This window comes from Kordia antarctica (assembly GCF_009901525.1).
GTDB lineage: Bacteria > Bacteroidota > Bacteroidia > Flavobacteriales > Flavobacteriaceae > Kordia > Kordia antarctica.
This window is the reverse complement of sequence record NZ_CP019288.1, coordinates 439,371-459,393: the sequence shown is the minus strand read 5'-3', so window position 1 is coordinate 459,393 and position 20,023 is coordinate 439,371. Positions and strand designations below refer to the sequence as shown.

Sequence of the window (20,023 nt, the reverse complement as noted above, 5' to 3'; positions counted from 1 at the left end):
CAATTATTTTTCTTCTTCTACAAGGTCCAGTTCAACCTTTAGATTGTTAATAATAAATTCTTGTCTGTTAGGGGTATTTTTTCCCATGTAGAATTGTAATAATTCTTCAATGGAGGTTTCTCTGTCTAGCATTACTGGATCTAAGCGAATGTCTTCTCCGATGAAATATTTGAACTCATCAGGCGAGATTTCTCCCAATCCTTTGAATCGTGTAATTTCAGGTTTTCCAGAAAGTTTGTTTATAGCGGCACGTTTTTCTGCTTGACTGTAACAGTAAAATGTTTCTTTTTTGTTTCGAACTCTAAATAATGGCGTTTGTAAGATATATAAATGTCCTTCTTTGATTAATTCTGGAAAGAATTGCAAGAAAAAAGTAATCAGTAATAAACGAATATGCATTCCATCAACATCGGCATCTGTTGCAATTACAATGTTGTTGTAACGCAAATCTTCCATTGATTCTTCTATGTTTAATGCAGCTTGTAATAAGTTGAATTCTTCGTTTTCGTATACAATCTTTTTTGACATCGAGTAGCAATTCAACGGTTTTCCGCGTAAACTGAATACCGCTTGCGTATTGACATCTCTGGATTTTGTGATGGAACCCGAAGCAGAATCTCCCTCAGTAATAAATAAGGTTGATTCTAAACGTCTATCTTTTTTTATATCGCCTAAATGCACTCTACAATCGCGCAATTTTTTGTTATGTAAATTTGATTTTTTAGCACGTTCTTTAGCTAGTTTCCGAATTCCTGATAATTCTTTACGTTCACGTTCTGCTTGCAGAATTTTACGTTGCATTTTATCAGCTACATCAGGGTTTTTATGTAAATAATTGTCTAAATATTTTCCGACGAAATCATTTATATATGAACGAACCGTTGGCAATTTCCCACCCATTTCAGTAGAACCTAATTTTGTTTTTGTTTGCGATTCAAAAATTGGCTCCATTACTTTAATACTTACTGCAGAAATGATCGATTTTCTAACATCAGACGCTTCAAAACTTTTTCCGTAGAAGTCACGAATCGTTTTTACAATTGCTTCTCTAAAAGCTGCTTGATGCGTTCCACCTTGCGTAGTATGTTGCCCGTTCACAAACGAATGATATTCTTCGCTATATTGCGTTTTACTGTGTGTAATTGCTATTTCAATATCATCACCTTCTAAGTGAATGATAGGATATAACATGTCATCTTTATTGTTATTATCTTCTAAAAGATCTCTTAAACCATTTTCAGAAAAGAACTTTTCACCATTAAAAAGAATCGTTAATCCTCTATTTAGATAGACATAATTACGCAGCATTTTTGCAACATATTCTGTTCTAAATTTATAGTTTTTAAAAATAGCTTCATCTGGAATAAACGTCACTTTTGTTCCGCGTCTTCTAGAAGTTTCATCTAAAAACTCCTGATCGTTTAAGTTTCCTTGGGCAAATTCCGCTGCACTCGATTTTCCATCACGAGACGATTCAACTCTAAAATAAGAGGATAAAGCATTTACGGCTTTCGTACCAACTCCGTTCAGTCCAACAGATTTTTTAAAAGCTCTAGAATCGTACTTTCCTCCTGTATTCATTTTGGAAACTACGTCTACAACTTTCCCTAAAGGAATTCCACGACCATAATCGCGAACAATTACTTTTGGTCCTTGAATGGAAACTTCAATCGTTTTTCCTGCGCCCATGACAAACTCATCAACCGAGTTGTCAAGTACTTCTTTTACAAGAATATAAATTCCATCATCGGCAGACGAACCATCACCCAATTTTCCGATATACATTCCGGGACGCAAACGAATATGTTCTTTCCAGTCAAGTGAACGTATATTATCTTCGGTATATTGTGTGTTTTCTTCCATCGAATGAGGTACAATTAGGGTTTGATGCTAATATACTATATACATTCAAAAAATAAAACTTGAACGCCTTAAATTAATCAACAAAAAGCGCAATATTTTGTGAATATTGCGCTTTTCGAAATCTATTTTGAAGTATTGCCTTTATTCTGACCAATAACTAAGTGTCACAACGATGAATCCGTCGTTTCCAACTAAGCTTTGATCTAAGGTTACAATCTCGCTAGACGAGCCATCAAAATATCCATCATACGAATCAAATCGATACGTTCCTGCTGGTAAGTTGTAGAATAAATTGTGATCGTAACGACTAGGATAAATGGTTTCTCCTGTATCTTGATTCGTAGCAGCATACCCTGGCAGTTGAGCCGGATCAATAGATTGTCCTGTGCGTTCATCTACCAATTCAATACGAACATTGTACGTTACCGCCAACGATTTTAAAGCAGTTGCTTCTGTTTTAATTTCTTTCGCTAAACTGATTTGAGTATTTAGAAATCCACGAATTTCACGAATTAATTGTCGAGCAGTATTTCTATTGTTCTGTTCAATTGCTATTTTTAATAAAGCACTTTTGTTAAGTACATAATCTTCATTTGCTTCAATAGTAGATGCTTTTCCTTGAATACTACTCGGATCAATGTTGCTATTTCCTTGCGCCGCTTGTCCAATGTAATAAATAACTTCATCGCTAAATTCTTCTACAACAGACATACTTTGATTGATTACTTGAATGTACGTTGCAACATCAGGGTTTGGATTGTTGTTGACTAAATAATCAACTGTCAAAGTTTTCAAAGCGGCTTTTCCTCTTTTCGCTTCCACGCGAATGACTTCTGCGGAATCAAAAGTTTCATCTAAGTCATCAATAACTGATTGTTGTGCGTGCGTATTCATAACGAATAGCATCAATAATGCACTAAGTGCGTACGTAATTTTTTTCATGATAAACTAATTTATTTGGTTATCATGATAAGATACGAATAGAATGTCCCTTTATAGGTACTGTTATATTGTAAAACTTTTAATGTTTTCCCTTTTATTTTGAACAGATGTTTTTTTTAAATAATCAAAAAAAAGCGCACTATTCTGTTGAACAATGCACTTTTTTACAAACTATTTTGAATAGTATTTTTATTCTGACCAATATTGAAGCGTCACAACAATAAATCCGTCGTTTCCTTCTAAGGAAGGATCTAACGTGACAACTGCGCTTGAAGAGCCATCAAAATATCCATTGTACGAATCAAATCGATACGTTCCTGCTGGCAAGTTAGAAAACTCATTGTAATCATAATAACCAGGATAATACACTTGATTGGTATCTAAGTTTTCGGCAGCATATCCAGGCAATGTTCTTGGATCAACTGGTTGTCCTGAACGCTCGTCAACAAGTTCAATACGAACATCATACGAAATAACTACTGAATTTACATTGGCAACTTCCGTAACCATATGCTCAACGACTGTTGTTTGATTGTTTTGCACATCATTCGTTTCAGACTCTTGTGCCTGTACGTTTACTGTGAATGCAAATAATAGTACACTTAATACATACGTGAATTTTTTCATGATACTTTAATTTATTTGGTTATCAAGCTAAGTTACACCAGAAAAAATCTAAATGGTTACTGTTATATTGTAAAAACTTTAATGTTTAATCGTACTTTTTTAGTGATTTATGAAAGATGAAACCTACATAAAATGTTTGTTTAAACGTCAAAAGCGAACCGGAGTTCGCTTTTGACTATCTTTTTCTACCTGAATTTTCAGAATTCTTAAATTCGATTTTCTAGTATCAATTTATACGTTAAAAAGGAAATGCATTACATCTCCATCTTTTACAACGTATGTTTTTCCTTCTACAGAAAGTTTTCCTGCAACTTTTACTTTCGCTTCACTTCCGTAGGTTACATAATCGTCATATCCGATAACTTCAGCACGAATAAATCCTTTTTCAAAGTCTGTATGAATCACTCCAGCAGCTTGTGGTGCAGTTGATCCAATAGGAATTGTCCAAGCGCGCACTTCTTTTACGCCAGCTGTAAAGTAAGTTTGTAGATTTAATAATTTATACGCAGAACGAATTAAGCGAGAAACGCCAGCTTCTTCCAATCCGATGTCTTCTAAGAATAGTTGACGTTCTTCATAATCTTCCAATTCTGCAATATCAGCTTCTGTTCCGACAGCTAATACAATAATTTCAGCATCTTCACCTTTAATCGCTTCACGAACTCTGTCTACATATGCATTTCCAGATTTTGCCGAAGCTTCGTCTACATTACATACATATAAGATTGGTTTTGCAGTTAATAATTGAAAACCTTTTATTAATTCTGCTTCATCATCTGAAACTTCTACAGCTCTTGCAGAAATTCCTTGTTCTAAAGCTAATTTGAATTTTAGAAGTACTGCTTCTTCTTTTTGCGCTTCTTTATTTCCAGTTTTTGCGGCTCTTTTGACTTTTTCTAGGCGTTTTTCAACCGTTTCTAAGTCTTTTAATTGTAGTTCAATATCAATCGTTTCCTTATCTCGGATTGGATCAATACTGTTATCAACATGAATAATATTATCGTTGTCAAAACAACGTAATACGTGCATAATTGCGTTGCACTCGCGAATGTTTCCAAGAAACTGATTTCCCAATCCTTCACCTTTACTTGCGCCACGAACCAATCCTGCGATATCAACGATTTCAACCGTTGCTGGCATTACACGTTCTGGATTTACCAATTCTTCCAACTTTTCAATTCTTGCATCTGGTACATTTACAACGCCTAAATTTGGCTCAATCGTACAAAATGGAAAGTTTGCGCTTTGTGCTTTCGCATTTGACAAACAGTTAAATAAGGTTGATTTTCCAACATTTGGTAATCCTACAATTCCAGCTTTCATGTGTTATCTTTTAATAGAAAATTTCGTGGTGCAAATATAGTATTTATGTGTAGATATTATAATTTTATTTTGGTTGTTCGTTGTTAGTGGTTTGTTGTTGGTAAATTGGGCGTGTTTAGATTGTTTGAGTTTTTTACAATTACCACTTTTTTTTAGATATTAAGCAATTCAAGGTTTTTTGTAATAGTTCATTACAATTCGTGTAAATTATTCAAAAAAGGACATTTGCTAGAAACGTAAAAAAGCCCTAAAAAGGGCTTTGTATAAATCAATTTGCAATTTTTTTTATGGGTTTGCATAATGGTTGTCATTTTTATTCTCTAGAATTATTTTAGTTTTTCTAATAGTTTTTGGCAATATCTATTATCATTATCAATAACTAATCCTTTTTCAACTATTATTTTAGCATTAACTGGGTCATTATTATTTAACAATAGCCAACCTAATCTTGAATAGTCAGTAGCATCTCCTTCAGGAATGTGATGAGTGAATTGATCAATAATAATTTTAAGCATTTCAGCTTTATACTCATCCCTTTTAGCTGCCATACTATTATAAATGTGGTTGTTAATTCTGTTAGCCGCTTCGCTAATTTCTCCTAAGCTTACTCCAGCTATTTGAACAAGTTCTGTTAGCGCATGACTTTCCCCATCCCAATCTTTACTATACCGACAAACTGAGGCTAACTTATTCCAAAGTTTTGCTTTTTGTTCAGATGGAATATTTGATTTTATATACTCTCTGATGTAGTATTTGACCCTATCATATTTATTATATTCTTCAAATAATTCAATGATGTAATTATATGTTTTTGGATACTTTGAAGCTATGTATTCTAATAAAGGTAGTTCGTTTTCAAATTCAGTAATAGAATTAATTCTTTTAGAAATAGATTTGAATTTTCTTTCTATTTGTAATGAAAGACCTGAACTTAGATTACTAAATGTGGTAGTACCAAATTCCATCAATAACTCACGATCTGACATTATCTTAATTTTTTCAGGATTTATTTCCAGTTCACCTTTTCCGAAAATTGTTGCAGCTAATGGAACATTTATTATCTCATCATCATCCTTCGTTATTATTTCGATAAAAGAGCTTTGTCGTAATTCTTCGATTGCTGACTGGACATTCATCTTTTCGTTTTCTGGCCTCCACAGTACCGCTTCTAGAGCAATTGTTGGAACCATCGAATTCCAACTACAAAGTGTCAAGAATACTCTTTTCGCAGCTGGAGACAATGTATTGAATGTTCTTTTAAATAAAGCGTCTAATATTTTTTCTTGTTCAGCTACTATTCTCTTAATTTTACCAGTCTTCTTATTTCTAGCTACTTCACCAAGTAATATCTTTATTATGTAAGGATGTCCATCAGACTCTTCTATTAGATCCTTAATGTAACTATTATTCAAAAGACCTTCAATGTTTAAATCTTTAGCAAATTGATGTATTAATTCTAGACACTCTTCTTCAGTCATACCCTGTACTTCTATAGGATAGTCTGCCTTAAAACTTCTACTTATTCTAGAAGTAATTAATACTTTGTTGGGGTTTCTTATATATGTGTTTATCCATTCAAAAACTTCTATTGGATTAGAAATAGTTTCAAAATTATCAAATATGAACAAGGTTTTTCCAAATGAATTTTTAGTTAAATCATTTGCAAACAATTGCTCTTGTTCAGAATTTTTGGCTTTTGGATAAAGCAAAGAACAGTAATCCTTTGCCATATCCCTAATATTCAACACCTTCGTTTGGACTTGTTTAGGGCCATCCATTAACAGGTCAATATCCCTAGAACTAAACCAAATAATTAAATCAAACCTTTTTTCATTTGTGAGGCTATATATTAGATTTATTGCAAGAGATGTTTTTCCAACACCTCCTTTTCCAAGCAACGTGATAATCGGAAATCTATCTTCTTGTAGCAAAGTTGTTCTAAGTTCATCTTCTAAATCTTTTCGTTTTACATACAATTCAGGAGTAGTAGGCAAATTCGAGAGACAGTTTCCAACTACATTTAAATCATTAGTGCCTTCTGTATGACTTTTTGGCAATTGTGTAATTGGAACAAGATAATTATTTGCCGATTGATAAACCCTCTCATCACTTATGTAGGACAAAGTTTCAAATCTTTCATTTTTTAAATTTCCGTTTGTAATCCAAAAGTCTGTTAACTCAGCATTAGAGTAAAACAAATCAACTTTCTTAGGTTCGTCTAGATAAACATAAATTCCATTTGAAAAATTAAATTGATTTTCTTTTTTTAAATCAGCATATGGATCATCTACATTTTCGGTTAGATAAGACACCCTATATCTACCAGACAAATTTTGATGTAAGAAGGCCCATGATCGCTTGAACATACTAAATTTCTTAATAATAAGAGAAATCGATTTATCAAGTTTCGGACAAGCTTTATTACAACTATCCAATCTTGGAGCTCCATGACCTTTCGTTTTATTTCTTAGTTGTGTTAACAAAAGAAACCAATTTCTAAGAGGGCTTTTATTCGACAGTTTATTATGTTCGATATTGAAATCCGATAGACATTGTGAAATCAACAGCTGGCAATCGTATTGCCATTCACCGCTTCCACATCTTTGAGTAAGTTCTTTTAGCTCATAATCCCTAATATTAGAGTTTAATAATTGTGCAGCAGGTCCAATTACAACTTCGTCGATAGATTTAGAAAAATCTCCTATTGCGTTTGCTCTGCTAAGTTTATATTGATATCGATATCGAGTTCTTTCTGCATCGTCATTAATGGCCGACACTAGAAAAAGTGCAATATTTTTAGTTAAGAACTCTGCGTAATTCAGAAGTTCGAAAAAGTATGTTAAGTCTGATTCTTCTTTTGCAGTTTCAATCTTAACCTTTAATCTATCTAAGGGTCTATATTTCATTCATTTATTTTTATGCTAGCTAAAGATATACAGAACTCCAATTCCAAAGTTCCAGTTATTTTCTCTAAATGTAAGACAAAGATTATATATATGCAATGCGGTTTTCCGTAAATTCATACATTAGATACAGATAGACTTCTTCAAACTAAAGACAAACCAACATTTTTAAGCTGTAAGGCGTTATTTTTTCTCTTAATAAAAGGTATTTTTTCAAGTAGTTTCCCCTCAAAACCCAAAAGCACGTTCCTGTCTTTTTATTTTTGAATCAATACTGACTCCAATTCCAATTAATACCAAAGCTGCTGAAACCACAATGAGTTTCGTAGTTAACGGAATTCCATCTTGAATTACAAACGCAATCGCAAATGAAGCAGCAAAACTAATTGCGTACGTTGTATAATAGTTATTCGGTACAAGTTTTAATTTTTTCTTTAGGAATCTTTTAAACTTCGTCAGTTTTTGCTTGAAGATTTCATTATTAAATGACGGAATTTTTTCAAGTTCCAAATAGGTAATGTAACTTTCTATCTTAGTTAATTGCTCTTGAGGCAACTCTTTTTCTTTCAGATTGCTTAAAATCGAAATAAACTTTTCAAAAGTTTTAATTTCAGCGTTGTCTTTTGTTTTGGAAAGTTGCCGTTTCAGAAAAATAATAGTTCCTTTCAAATCACTTGTTTCTTCAATCGTATTTGCGCCTAATAACTCGCTCATTTCTACGTCTAAAGCAACAGAAATTCGTTTGATGGTTTCTCCTGTCGGAACAGACTCTTCGTTCTCAATTCGTTGAATAGTTCGCAAACTCACTCTTGATTCTTCCGCTAAATATTCTTGCGACATTCCTCTGAGCGTTCGTATTTCTTTTAATTTCTTTGCTAAATTGTTTGTGTACATCATAACTATTTTTTGTTCTTAGCAAATATATATTGTGTGCATTCTATTGATTGCGTCAAGCATACGACATGTTTACGTCGCCGTAATTATTACGGTTTTATGTCCGTTATTTAATTTGTACTAAAGGATGATTCAAACCGCCAACTTCATTCTTAATGACTTCAAACTTATCAATACTTTCAAAAAGTTTCGTTAGATTTCTAAAACCATAACTTCTTGGATCGAAACTAGAATCAATTTTTCTAATATTTAAACCTAACGTTGATACATACGCTCTATCTTCTTCATTTGTTGATATATCAAAAGCTTTATTGATGGTTTTCCAATCTTCCTTCGATAATTTCACTTTTGCAGCGGCAACTTTAGGTTTTCGACTTGTCGCTTTCTTTTTTGATTTTACTGTTTTTACTTCACTTTCTTCAACTTCCTCAATCTCTTCATTTTCTTCACTCTCTGGGCTTTTTAAATTTTTTGTAAACGTAAAAACTTCACAAGATCTCACAAATGCTTCAGGCGTTTTTTCCTCTCCAATTCCCATCACAAACAATCCTTCTTCTCTAATTCTTTTTGCCAAACCTGTATAATCACTATCACTAGAAACGATACAGAAACCATTTATATTTTTCCCATGTAAAATGTCCATTGCATCTATAATAAGAGAACTATCTGTCGAGTTTTTTCCCGTGGTATATGAAAATTTCTGTATTGGACTGATTGAGTGCTGATTGATGATTGGTTTCCAACTGTTCATATATTGCGAAGTCCAATCTCCATAAATTCGCCTTACAGTAGCTTTTCCATATTTCGATACTTCCTCAATTATTTCTTTAATCAATTTAGCTTGCGCATTATCTCCGTCGATTAGTACTGCTATATTTAGTTTATTTTCCATTTATTATTTAATGATTAGTGTTAATATGATGTAAATTATAGCTCCAATTTAATTATTTTTCTTTTATCCATTTCAAGTATGGAATATTCAAAATTGTCTGACTAGCTCAATTTTAGTCATTTTTAGTTAACTATTCACAACATACATTCTTCAAGCAACCGAATCTACTCGATTCAAAACTCAAATCAAAATCATGAAGAACTATTTTAAAAAAATCACTTTTAATTTAAAATGTCATTGCGAAAGTTTTGTTTACATTGAGCTGAGTCGAAATGAAAAAACTTGTGGCAATCTGTTTCTCGATGAACAGATTACTTCGTCGATTCCTCCTCGTAATGACGAATTTAACTCACTTTCTAATTCAAAATTTAGCGTTCAACATATAAAATTTTAGAGTCGTTTTCTGTTAAATACGGCTTTACCGTTTTGAATTGAATTGTAAATAGTTCATTTTTGTGTTTCAAACCAATCAACCATAGTATATGTCTCAGTTTTTAAAGCTTGCATTTTCTGTTCTTTTTTTTACCGCTTTCGCGATGAATGCGCAAGAAACAACAGCACTTTCCTATTATTTACCACAAGAAGTTACGTATAATAAAACGATTCCAACACCGAAAAGTGTTTTGGGTCATGAAGTTGGAAAATGGCACGTAACGCACGACAAATTAGTGATGTACATGAAAGCGTTGGCAAATAGTTCAGATCGTATTACATTGGAAGATCGCGGAAAAACCTTTGAAGATCGTCCGTTATTACTATTGACAATTACTTCACCGAAAAATCATCAAAATATTGAAGCAATTCGTAAAAATCATGTTGGCTTAACAGAAATTAGCGGAAAAAACGCAGACGTTTCCAACATGCCAATTGTAGTTTATCAAGGATTTTCCATTCACGGAAATGAAGCTAGCGGAAGTAATGCTTCACTGCTTCTCGCCTATTATTTGGCTTCCGCCGAAGGAACTCAAATAGATAATTTGCTAGAAAACACAGTAATTCTTCTAGATCCATCTTTCAATCCTGATGGTTTACAGCGGTTTGCAGGTTGGGTAAATATGCACAAAAGCGAACACTTAATTACAGATTCAAACGATAGAGAATTTTCAGAAGTTTGGCCAGCCGGACGCACAAATCATTATTGGTTTGACATGAACAGAGATTGGTTGCCTGTGCAATTACCAGAGTCGCGCGCGCGTATCAAATCGTTTCACCAATGGATGCCAAATATTTTGACAGATCATCACGAAATGGGTTCAAATTCATCATTCTTTTTTCAACCAGGAATTCCTTCACGAACACATCCGTTAACACCACAAATGAATCAAGATTTAACGAAAGAAATTGCAACCTATCACGCGAAAGCTTTTGACAAAATTGGTTCCTTATATTATACTGAAGAAAGTTTTGACGATTTCTATTACGGAAAAGGCTCCACATTTCCAGACATTAATGGAAGTATAGGAATTTTGTTCGAACAAGGAAGTGCTCGCGGACACGTTCAGGAAACTGAAAATGGGTTGATTACGTTTCCTTTCGCGATTCGAAATCAATTAACTGCCGCTTTATCAACATTAGAAGCCGCTCGAAACATGCGTGTTTCCATCTTAAACTATCAACGTCAATTTTATACAGACGCAAGAAACGAAGCCAATTCCAATTCCGCGAAAGCGATTGTATTTGGAGATGAAAAAGATGCCGCAAAAACCTATCATTTTGCAGAAATGTTACAACGACACAACATTGCGTTTCATGAAGTAAAAAACGATTTTACACAAAACGGAAAAAAATATAAAAAAGGTGCAAGTTTCATCATTCCAACCAATCAACGACAAAGCAGATTGATCAAAGCGATGTTTGAGAAACGCACACAATTTCAAGATAGTTTATTTTATGATGTTTCTGCGTGGACATTGCCATTAGCGTTCAATTTACAATACGAAGAATTATCTTCAATTTCAAATGCAGGAAACAAAGTAACGGATTTAAAAGCTCCAAACGGAATTGTAAATGGAAGCGGAAATTATGCATTTGTATTTGAGTGGAACGAGTATTATTCACCTAAAGCATTGGCAAAAATCAAGGCAAAAGGATTGCGCGCAAAAGTTGCCATGAAACCGTTTACACTAGAAGGTGTAACTTATGATTACGGAACAATTATGATTCCTGCGCAAAATCAGGCAATGAATGCAAAAGAAATCAAGGCGTTTTTAACGAAAGTTGCAAGCGAAAGTAATTTGAATATTACGGCAGTTTCCTCTGGTTTAACGGAAGGAATTGATTTGGGAAGTAATAATTTTGAAGCAGTGAAAAACATCAAAGTTGCTATGATTGTTGGCGGAAACGTGACTTCATACGACGCTGGAGAAATTTGGCATTTGTTTGATCAACGCTACGAAATTCCATTGACAAAGTTGGATGTTGATAATTTCGGACGATTTGACTTGTCAAAATACACACATATAATTTTACCGAATACGTATTCTTTGTCTTCAAATGCAACCAGTAAATTAAAAACTTGGGTAAAAAATGGTGGAACATTGATTGGTTATCGAAATGCGACTCGTTTTTTAAGTGATAAAAAATTCATTTCACTCGATTTCAAAAAGACAGAAATTGAATCAAAAAATGTTTCGTTTGAAGACAAAAGAAATCACAACGGCGCACAAGTGATTGGTGGCGCAATTTTTAATACAAAAATAGATCGTTCGCATCCAATTAATTTTGGCTATTTACAAGATGAATTGCCTATGTTTAGAAACACGACGTTGTTCATTAAACCGAATGAAAAAAGCTATGACAATCCAATTCAATACACGAATAATCCGTTGTTAAGTGGTTATATTTCAGAAGAAAACTTAGAGCATTTAAAAAATACTGTGCCGTTTCAAACTACACGAATGGGAAGCGGACGCGTGATTGTTTTCACAGACAACACCAACTTTAGAGCGTTTTGGTACGGAACGAATAAGTTGTTGATGAATGCTATTTTCTTTTCAAATATGATGTGATTTTAGACTTGCTTCGCTTTTAGTATCGCTTCGCTCAATTCAAGAATTTAAAATTCAATGATTCAAGGTTGTTTGTCGACACCGTTTTTTGATTTTAAGAAATAATCTGCAAGTCAACATGTTCTTTTGTAAATAAGTTGATAGCTTTTAAATCATTTATCAAAAAGTTCGACTTTAGAAACTTTGGGGTTAGAAATGGCTTCATTTCGACTCCGCTCAATGCAAGTGCCTTTAGTATCGTTTTGCTCTTAGATTATTGGTATTTTGGTATGTGAATTATTTATACATTAGATAAACTAATAAACTTTTAAACTAAAATTCTCCTACTAGACTCGCTTCACTATTGGATATTTTAAAATTCAACATTTAGTTTTCAACATTTCCAATCTATTCATCCAAAAGTAACTCTGTTTCCATCGTTTTTCAACCTCATAATGCGCAATTAATTTGTGCAAATACGCTTGAAATGCATTTTCCATTACATATCGGTAAACTTCTAGCGCTTCTTCTTTTCCGTTTAGATAATCTGCCACAGCATGACCGCCATAAAAGCCTGAAGCCAATGCAGACGTGATTCCATAAGAAGATATCGGATCAAAAGAATACGCAGCATCGCCAACGGCTAACCAGTTTTTTCCGTACGGAATTTGCAAACAACTTGTACCTGCGGGCATTATTTTAATAGTCTCTATTTTTATATTTTTAATGATTTTTGAAAGATGAATTGTAGTTTGTAATTCCTTTTGAAGAAATATTTCTATATTTTCCTTATCGGGAATAATCTCTTTAAGCGTGAAAAACATCATTGTAATTTCATTTTCAGTAAATGGCGCCACGTACCACCAACCATTTTTAGTAGCTTCAACACTGATTTCATTTGGAATATTGTTTGAAATTTTCACGTTAAACGTAATCGCAAATTGTGAATCTAAAGTTTCTTTTTGAACGCCTAAATGTCTGCAAACAGAAGCTTTTCTGCCTGTTGCATCCACAATAAAATTACTTTTTAGTTTGATGGTTTCCGAATCGTTTTCAATCGTAGTACTAACTTCTTTTTCATTAGAAACTACTTTTTTCAACTTATAACCACTATAAAATGAAGCATTTGTATTTTTATATAAATCTTGAAGTTGTGTTTCAAAGTACAATCGATCTAACAAAAAACCATGTCCAAATTTATCAGCAATGAATTCTTTTTGTTCTAAAATATCGCTTCCCCAACAGCTTTTATTTCCGTAATAAACCTTATGTTTTTCGTTCTCTACTAAAGATAAAATTCCTAATTGTTTCAGCAAAGGTTTTGCATTTGGCGGAATGGCTTCTCCCGACTTACGAATCGGCGTTTTATGCGCTTCCACAACACAACAATCAATTCCTTTAGAAAGTAATGTAATAGCAGTGGCGATTCCCGCAGGACCGCCACCAACTATCACAACTTTATATGTATATTTATCTTTCTCCACGAGACAGCGTTCTTCTTTTTCGTGTACTTTCTTCTTTTGTTGAAGGCGCATCTACTCGTTGTAATAAATTTTCTGTATCATACTTTTCATGAGCAATTGTTTCTGCTCTTATTACTTGTTTAAAAGTAGCATCATCTTCGCCAAAATGACGACCAGTTTCTACCCAAACTGTATCTGGCAAGAATCCTTCTTCATTGTTTTCTGTACGATTATCAACTTTGGCAATAATTCCCAATTCGTGCCATTCGGCAATCATTAAGTTAATTTTTTTCTGATATACAGTTCCTAAATCGCGCAACCAATCCTGACGGTAATCAAAATGCTTTAAACGTTGTGCTATATTTAGTTTTTCAGCTCTAACACTACGTACATAACTATCTACACTTAATACTTGATTTGGCACACGAGCCGCCCAAAATGATGGCAATGGTAAATACGTTGTCACATCATAACCCGATAAACAACTTGCTTCATCCGTTTGCCAAGGAACACCTAACCAACGTGTTAACGAGCCTGGTCCACTTTTAGATAATGGTCCGTTTTTTCCTAAGGCAATTGCTGGCGATAGTAATGCGCCAAAGTTTAAATCTGTTGCTTCACCTTCTTCTACAACATTTAAACGATACGGTTTTTTCCACATCTCTTTTACGCGCATTGGCCACGTAAGTTCAATTCCAGGATGAAATGGTCCGCCTAAACATTCTTCCATTGGCGCTTGATTTAATGAATTTACTTGCGCTTCTGGCGATAATTCATCAAAAGGAACATATTTTTGAGGTCTTCCAGTTTCAAAATCTCCTCTAGCCCATTGTTCCAAACGTGTATATTGTGTTCGTGTAATTGGCAAATCGACAATGGCAATTTTTGCATATTCGCCAAATCCGTCTCCATAAAATGGTGGTACTTTAGCTGGTGTATATTCGTCAGAATCTGGATTACGGAACCAATCAAATACACGTTCTCGCAATCGTTTTGAATCATCCGAAGGACTTTCCAATTGTTCTAGTAATTCAGGATTTGTAAAATCTGAAGGCGAGTTTTTTCCAAATAACATGAAGAAACCTGAGTTTACCCATTGCGTATTTGTCATACGTTCTAACATTGGATAAATATGTTCGTAGAAAACAACGCCATCTTCAGATGGATTTGAATAGTTCATTTCACGAATAAATAAGTCTTGAACCACATCATTCATTGTCACAACTCCGTACAATCCTGGACCAAAATTTGGTGGTGTTACCGCAACATTTGCAGGTTCGGCTTCAAACTTTTTTCCTCCAATATTTACGGTTGCTCGTACAACTCCATCACACGTATCATCATGCCAACCTTCATTATTTGCAAAAGTTATGGCAGGTTCATTATCGTTTGATGCTGAATCTCCATCGCCACCAAAAAATAGCAATCTGCCTTCTTCATCAGTTTCTACATGACCTAGTTTTACTTTTTTATCAAAGAATTTACCATCATCTAAATCATATTTTTTTCCTTTTTCATTTTTTCCAGAAATACTAACAGGACTTGGCGTAATTGCCAATTGTTTTCTTTCATCTCCTTTAACATCAGCGTTTCTATATGCAGAGGGAATTCCCGCGCCAGGTAAATCTAAGGCATTGTTAAACATGTACCAAGCCGATTTTACATTGGCAACCTGTAAACGCCATTCAATGTTACTATTTTGTGTTTCTGTAATTTCTCCTAATGCGTTGCCGTTTTTGTCAAAAGCGTAAATTCTAAAACGTGCAACTTGCTTTTTTACGCGCCCTTTTTGGTCTTTATAGCCGCCTTCAGGTGCTTTTTCTACACCTGGAATATCGGGTGAAAAGAAATATTCTTCCGAATTTCCAATTCTGGATATTCCAATTGGAGGATAAATGGCTACACTACTAATTTCGTTTGTGTTCATAGGTTTTATGGTTGATTATATAATTGTTTTTCGTGTTCTGAAATGATTTAATGGATCTTCTGAATACGTTTTTTTTACGTCTTTTAATGCTTGATAATTCTCAGCAAAATACGTTTCCGTAGGAATGGAAGCATCTTTGAAACTGATAAACGAGCCTCCAGAATTTTCTATTTTGTAATCACGACAGACTTGCATCCAATCTAATGCTCTGTTTGTACGATTGTAAACTTCATTGTTTTGTTCTTGCTCTTTTTGAATCAACTCCGTATTCCACCAAGTTTGGTATTGAATTGTATACGCTTTGTCTTTATATGGAAATGCACTTCTCGCTTTTGCTTCTTCTGACATGTTATCATAATATTCGCCAACCATTGCGCCTAAAGTAATATAGGTAAATAATCCTAATTTTCTGCTGTCATCCAAAATCAACTTTGAGGTTAACGAACGTATGAGTTGGTTTGCTCCTACATCGCCCAATCCACCTTTATCGGCAAATCGTGATGTAATTTTGTGTGGCGCTGGCGCATCTAAATCTGGTGGCAACGGTTTTTTATTAGAAACTGGCGTGAATGTTTCTGTTTTTGATGCAGTATCTAATCCATTACTTGTTAGAAGAATTTCATTGATTTTGTATACTTTATCATATGTTTCTTCCTGAGTTTGAATGGACATTGGCGCATCATTTTCTGTCATTGCACGATCTTCTTGTCCAAACTTTATTTTTCTTTTAATTGTACTAAACGATTCTCTGTCCCAAGCACTCATTAAACCATCATCAGCATAATTTAAACGTTGTCCGCCTTTCCCGATTAAGCGTAATTCTTCTGGCATCGCTATCATAAAAGAAGTTTTAACAAAAGCTAATAAACTTTTTTCTGTTCCTTGCCAATATCCATACATGATACAGTTGTGAATTTCATTTTCAGGTTTAAAATCATCTAGATCTCCTTGTAGATGTTTCCCCGAAATTTTCAAGTTTGTTCCTATGAGTTGATCGTTTGTAAATTCATCAGAAGTTGGAATATCTTTGTTCATGATGACGTTTTCCCAAGCTTGAAGCACATTTTTTGTTCGTGTGTTTTCATGCAATATAGAAGGATCATTTTCATCATACGGATTCCATTCGAGTTCAAATTTTATTAATTCTTCCGGCAACGGAAATACTTCTAATTGCAATTCGGTTACAATTCCGTAACTCATTCCGCCACCGCCTTTTAACGCCCATAACAAATCTTCTTTGTCCGTGTAATCTGTTTGAAGTTTTACAATTTCTCCATTTCCTAAAACAACTGTTGCACCAACTAAGCCTTCACAATTCATTCCATGTTTTCGGGTCCACGGTCCCCAACCGCCGCCAAATGTAAATCCTGCAACACCAACGGTTGCACAAGTTCCATGCGGAATCATAACACCTTCATCGGCAAGTTGTGGCGTTAAATCTTTGAAACGATTTCCCGGTCCGATACGCGCAAATTTCTTGTTATGACTGACTTCCACATGATTTATTCTTGACAGATCTAATAAAATTACATCAGTTCCTGAACATTCTGCTTCATGATCGTGTCCGCCAGATCGCACTCTGATTGGTAAGTTATTCGCAATTGCATCTTTGTAAACACGTTGTACATCTTCGGTAGATTCACAATAAATAATCGCAAACGGTTTTGGTTGAAATCTACGATTGAATACTTGACTCGCTTTGTTGTATTCTATTTCATCCAATAAGTTTCCGCCGGGCGTTTGTATTTGATCACATTTTAGATAACCGCGCAATCCATTTAAGAAATTGTACAGATTTCGCATGTTGACCACAATCATATTTTCGCCAATATTTAATTCCGCTTTAGAAATAAACGTTTCATTTTCTTTGATTGCTAAATCGTCTACTAAATCTTTATCTGATAAAGTTATGATAGAAGTGTTGAAACGATCTAAGTTCTTTTTGACCGTAATTAGCGTGCTTCCGCTTCTATTTTTGTATTGAAATGCTGCATTGATGACAGGAAATGCACCGCTTTCTAAACGAATCGTCACTTCTTCATCAACATTAATGCGTGATGGAATATTTACATCTGTCATCACTAAATCAGTTAATTCTAACGCTTCAAACGACGTATTTTTTATTTTTAGTGTTACAGATAGTTTGAATTTATCTAATGGAATGTATCCATCAACAAAATCATAAATTTTCAGTAATCCGTCAGTATTTGTAATATCAGTTTCTTGAATTATTTTTGAAACTTCATTTTCAAGCAACGCTTTGTTCCAAATAGCGACTTGACTTATGATTCCTTGAAATAAATTTTCTTCTGAGCTTCCTCCTATTGAAAATAGTTCTTCTTTGGTTCCCGTTTTGAGTGTTTTTGTACTGTTTTCAATCTGTAACGCAAGATCATTTATATATAAGTATAAAAATGCAGTTGTTTTTACCGCAGTAATATGATACCAATTTTCATCTAAAACAGATACATTCGTTGCTATACTATTTTGTGTTTCTGTTGCTGTTTTAACAGAAAAAACAACGTTTCCTTGTTCATTTATATGTAATGAAAAAGAAGTGTTTTTGGATGATTTTGAGAGAATTTCACCAGATCTTTCGGTTTTTATCCAACATTGTAAGCTAAAATCTGACGTTTGAAAATCAGTCTTGCTTAAATCATTGTCTATTAGGTTTGTACTTCCTAGAAATTCAAAAGTATGGTTCATGTTTGGGTTTGGGTTAAGGTTTGGATTTAAAAATACGTAAATTAGTTTGAATTTGTAAGATGAACAATACGTAGTTGTACGTGATTTTTGTATTTTAAATAAACAAGACAAGTAATAGAAATTAGCCGTACCTTGCGGCTTCATTAGGAAATGAGGTTTTATATAAAAATTGTCATTTCACAAACAATTTTTATGTCATTCAAATCATTAGGATTATCTGATGCATTATTACGTGCAATCAGCAAAAAAGGGTATACTACGCCTTCTATTATTCAAGAAAAAGCAATTCCATTAGTATTACAAGGTAAAGATGTGTTGGCTTCCGCCCAAACTGGGACTGGAAAAACAGCAGGTTTTACGTTGCCAATGTTGCAATTATTATCACAAGAACCGCCATTACGCAGAAGACCAATTAGAGCGTTAATCTTAACACCAACGCGAGAACTGGCAGCACAAATTTATGCGAACGTACAAGAATATGGTACTTTTTTAGATATTCGTTCTACCGTGATTTTTGGAGGTGTAAATGCCAGACCACAAATTGCAACCTTACGAAATGGTGTTGATATTTTAGTCGCTACGCCAGGAAGATTGCTCGATTTGCAAAATCAAGGAGCATTGTCATTATCGAAAGTTGAAATTTTAGTTTTAGATGAAGCCGATAGAATGTTGGATATGGGATTTTTGCGCGATATTAAACGTGTGATCGCACTCGTTCCGAAGAGACGTCAGAATTTATTGTTTTCGGCTACTTTTTCGAAAGATATTAGAAAGTTAGCACAAAGTATTTTACATAATCCTGTTTCTGTGGAAGCAACTCCCGAGAATACAACTGCTGAGAAAGTGATTCAGAAAGTGTATAGAGTTGATAAACCGCAAAAATCTGAGTTGCTGATTAAGTTGATTTCAGAAGGCAATTGGAGTCAAGTTTTAGTGTTTACACGAACAAAACATGGCGCAAATAGATTGAGTAAGAAATTAGTTTCTAGCAATATTAGTTCGGCAGCGATTCATGGAAATAAAACACAGAATGCGCGAACAAAAGCATTGGATGGTTTTAAGAAAGGAAACATTCGTATTTTAGTTGCAACAGATATTGCCGCGCGTGGTTTGGATATTCCATTATTGCCACATGTGGTAAATTACGAATTGCCAAATGTTCCTGAGGATTATGTCCACAGAATTGGTCGTACAGGTCGTGCTGGCGCAAGTGGAGAAGCGATTTCTTTAGTTTCTGCGGAAGAATATGAATATGTTAGAGGAATTGAAAAGTTATTAGGAGAAAAACTCGTTTCAGAAGAGATTGAAGGTTTTGAGGCAGATCCAAATTATACGCCACCAGAACCAGAAAAACGAGGACAACGCCCTTCTAGAAAACCGAAACAGGAATCAAAAGGGACTTCTGGCGGAAGCCAACGAAATAGGAAATCTAATTCTAATAGTGATAGTTCTTCTGCTAAAAAGAAGAAACCGAATTCTAGGAGAAGGTATTAATT

At 34.2% G+C, this 20,023-nt stretch carries 12 protein-coding genes; 2 read left to right on the top strand and 10 right to left on the bottom strand.

Translation table 11 applies throughout. From position 1 onward, the window contains the following. Positions 1 to 3: 3 nt before the first annotated feature. The 7 genes from IMCC3317_RS02020 to IMCC3317_RS01990 all read right to left on the bottom strand — a co-directional run bounded on the left by IMCC3317_RS02020 (position 4) and on the right by IMCC3317_RS01990 (position 9,444). Positions 4 to 1,863 carry a DNA topoisomerase IV subunit B gene (locus IMCC3317_RS02020; protein WP_160127839.1) on the bottom strand — a complete coding sequence of 620 codons (1,860 nt, stop codon included), beginning with the start codon at positions 1,861 to 1,863 and terminating at the stop codon, positions 4 to 6. Positions 1,864 to 2,004: 141 nt separating this feature from the next. After that, complete coding sequence (locus IMCC3317_RS02015) at positions 2,005 to 2,805, bottom strand: hypothetical protein (protein WP_160127838.1); 801 nt, start codon at positions 2,803 to 2,805, stop codon at positions 2,005 to 2,007. 189 nt (positions 2,806 to 2,994) lie between these two features. Further along, the gene (locus IMCC3317_RS02010; RefSeq protein ID WP_160127837.1) at positions 2,995 to 3,432 is read right to left on the bottom strand and encodes a hypothetical protein; all 438 of its coding nucleotides are present in this window, start codon (positions 3,430 to 3,432) and stop codon (positions 2,995 to 2,997) included. A 231-nt stretch (positions 3,433 to 3,663) separates the two neighbouring features. Continuing rightward, positions 3,664 to 4,755, bottom strand: coding sequence for a redox-regulated ATPase YchF (gene ychF, locus IMCC3317_RS02005; protein WP_160127836.1), 1,092 nt, complete (start codon positions 4,753 to 4,755; stop codon positions 3,664 to 3,666). 326 nt (positions 4,756 to 5,081) lie between these two features. Beyond that, positions 5,082 to 7,661: an NB-ARC domain-containing protein gene (locus IMCC3317_RS02000; RefSeq protein ID WP_160127835.1), complete on the bottom strand. Its 2,580-nt coding sequence runs from the start codon at positions 7,659 to 7,661 to the stop codon at positions 5,082 to 5,084. A 225-nt stretch (positions 7,662 to 7,886) separates the two neighbouring features. Then, positions 7,887 to 8,555: a helix-turn-helix domain-containing protein gene (locus tag IMCC3317_RS01995; protein WP_228054921.1), complete on the bottom strand. Its 669-nt coding sequence runs from the start codon at positions 8,553 to 8,555 to the stop codon at positions 7,887 to 7,889. Positions 8,556 to 8,658: 103 nt separating this feature from the next. Beyond that, entirely contained in the window at positions 8,659 to 9,444 is a 786-nt protein-coding gene (locus IMCC3317_RS01990; RefSeq protein ID WP_160127834.1) for an NYN domain-containing protein, read from the bottom strand. A gap of 482 nt (positions 9,445 to 9,926) precedes the next feature. On the opposite strand from IMCC3317_RS01990, the gene IMCC3317_RS01985 reads away from it, so the two are divergent. Beyond that, positions 9,927 to 12,452, top strand: coding sequence for a M14 family metallopeptidase (locus tag IMCC3317_RS01985; protein WP_174805949.1), 2,526 nt, complete (start codon positions 9,927 to 9,929; stop codon positions 12,450 to 12,452). A gap of 359 nt (positions 12,453 to 12,811) precedes the next feature. Here the strand turns inward: IMCC3317_RS01985 and IMCC3317_RS01980 are convergent, their stop codons facing one another. Genes IMCC3317_RS01980 through IMCC3317_RS01970 form a run of 3 tightly spaced genes read right to left on the bottom strand, consistent with a single transcriptional unit; the run spans position 12,812 to position 18,671 of the window. Beyond that, the gene (locus tag IMCC3317_RS01980; RefSeq protein WP_228054919.1) at positions 12,812 to 13,966 is read right to left on the bottom strand and encodes an NAD(P)/FAD-dependent oxidoreductase; all 1,155 of its coding nucleotides are present in this window, start codon (positions 13,964 to 13,966) and stop codon (positions 12,812 to 12,814) included. Next, positions 13,902 to 15,821, bottom strand: coding sequence for a LodA/GoxA family CTQ-dependent oxidase (locus IMCC3317_RS01975; RefSeq protein ID WP_160127833.1), 1,920 nt, complete (start codon positions 15,819 to 15,821; stop codon positions 13,902 to 13,904). Before IMCC3317_RS01975 ends, IMCC3317_RS01980 begins: the two co-directional genes overlap by 65 nt. 15 nt (positions 15,822 to 15,836) lie before the next feature. Beyond that, complete coding sequence (locus IMCC3317_RS01970; protein ID WP_160127832.1) at positions 15,837 to 18,671, bottom strand: FAD-binding protein; 2,835 nt, start codon at positions 18,669 to 18,671, stop codon at positions 15,837 to 15,839. Positions 18,672 to 18,719: 48 nt separating this feature from the next. Here IMCC3317_RS01970 and IMCC3317_RS01965 point away from each other — a divergent pair, with 48 nt between their 5' ends. Next, complete coding sequence (locus IMCC3317_RS01965; protein ID WP_160127831.1) at positions 18,720 to 20,021, top strand: DEAD/DEAH box helicase; 1,302 nt, start codon at positions 18,720 to 18,722, stop codon at positions 20,019 to 20,021. The last annotated feature ends 2 nt before the right edge of the window (positions 20,022 to 20,023 follow it).

Coding starts and splice junctions, on each gene's coding strand:
- IMCC3317_RS02020 (WP_160127839.1), bottom strand. CDS start 1,863: ATGGAAGAAAACACACAATATACCGAAGATAATATACGTTCACTTGAC.
- IMCC3317_RS02015 (WP_160127838.1), bottom strand. CDS start 2,805: ATGAAAAAAATTACGTACGCACTTAGTGCATTATTGATGCTATTCGTT.
- IMCC3317_RS02010 (WP_160127837.1), bottom strand. CDS start 3,432: ATGAAAAAATTCACGTATGTATTAAGTGTACTATTATTTGCATTCACA.
- ychF (WP_160127836.1), bottom strand. CDS start 4,755: ATGAAAGCTGGAATTGTAGGATTACCAAATGTTGGAAAATCAACCTTA.
- IMCC3317_RS02000 (WP_160127835.1), bottom strand. CDS start 7,661: ATGAAATATAGACCCTTAGATAGATTAAAGGTTAAGATTGAAACTGCA.
- IMCC3317_RS01995 (WP_228054921.1), bottom strand. CDS start 8,555: ATGATGTACACAAACAATTTAGCAAAGAAATTAAAAGAAATACGAACG.
- IMCC3317_RS01990 (WP_160127834.1), bottom strand. CDS start 9,444: ATGGAAAATAAACTAAATATAGCAGTACTAATCGACGGAGATAATGCG.
- IMCC3317_RS01985 (WP_174805949.1), top strand. CDS start 9,927: ATGTCTCAGTTTTTAAAGCTTGCATTTTCTGTTCTTTTTTTTACCGCT.
- IMCC3317_RS01980 (WP_228054919.1), bottom strand. CDS start 13,966: ATGCGCCTTCAACAAAAGAAGAAAGTACACGAAAAAGAAGAACGCTGT.
- IMCC3317_RS01975 (WP_160127833.1), bottom strand. CDS start 15,821: ATGAACACAAACGAAATTAGTAGTGTAGCCATTTATCCTCCAATTGGA.
- IMCC3317_RS01970 (WP_160127832.1), bottom strand. CDS start 18,671: ATGAAGCCGCAAGGTACGGCTAATTTCTATTACTTGTCTTGTTTATTT.
- IMCC3317_RS01965 (WP_160127831.1), top strand. CDS start 18,720: ATGTCATTCAAATCATTAGGATTATCTGATGCATTATTACGTGCAATC.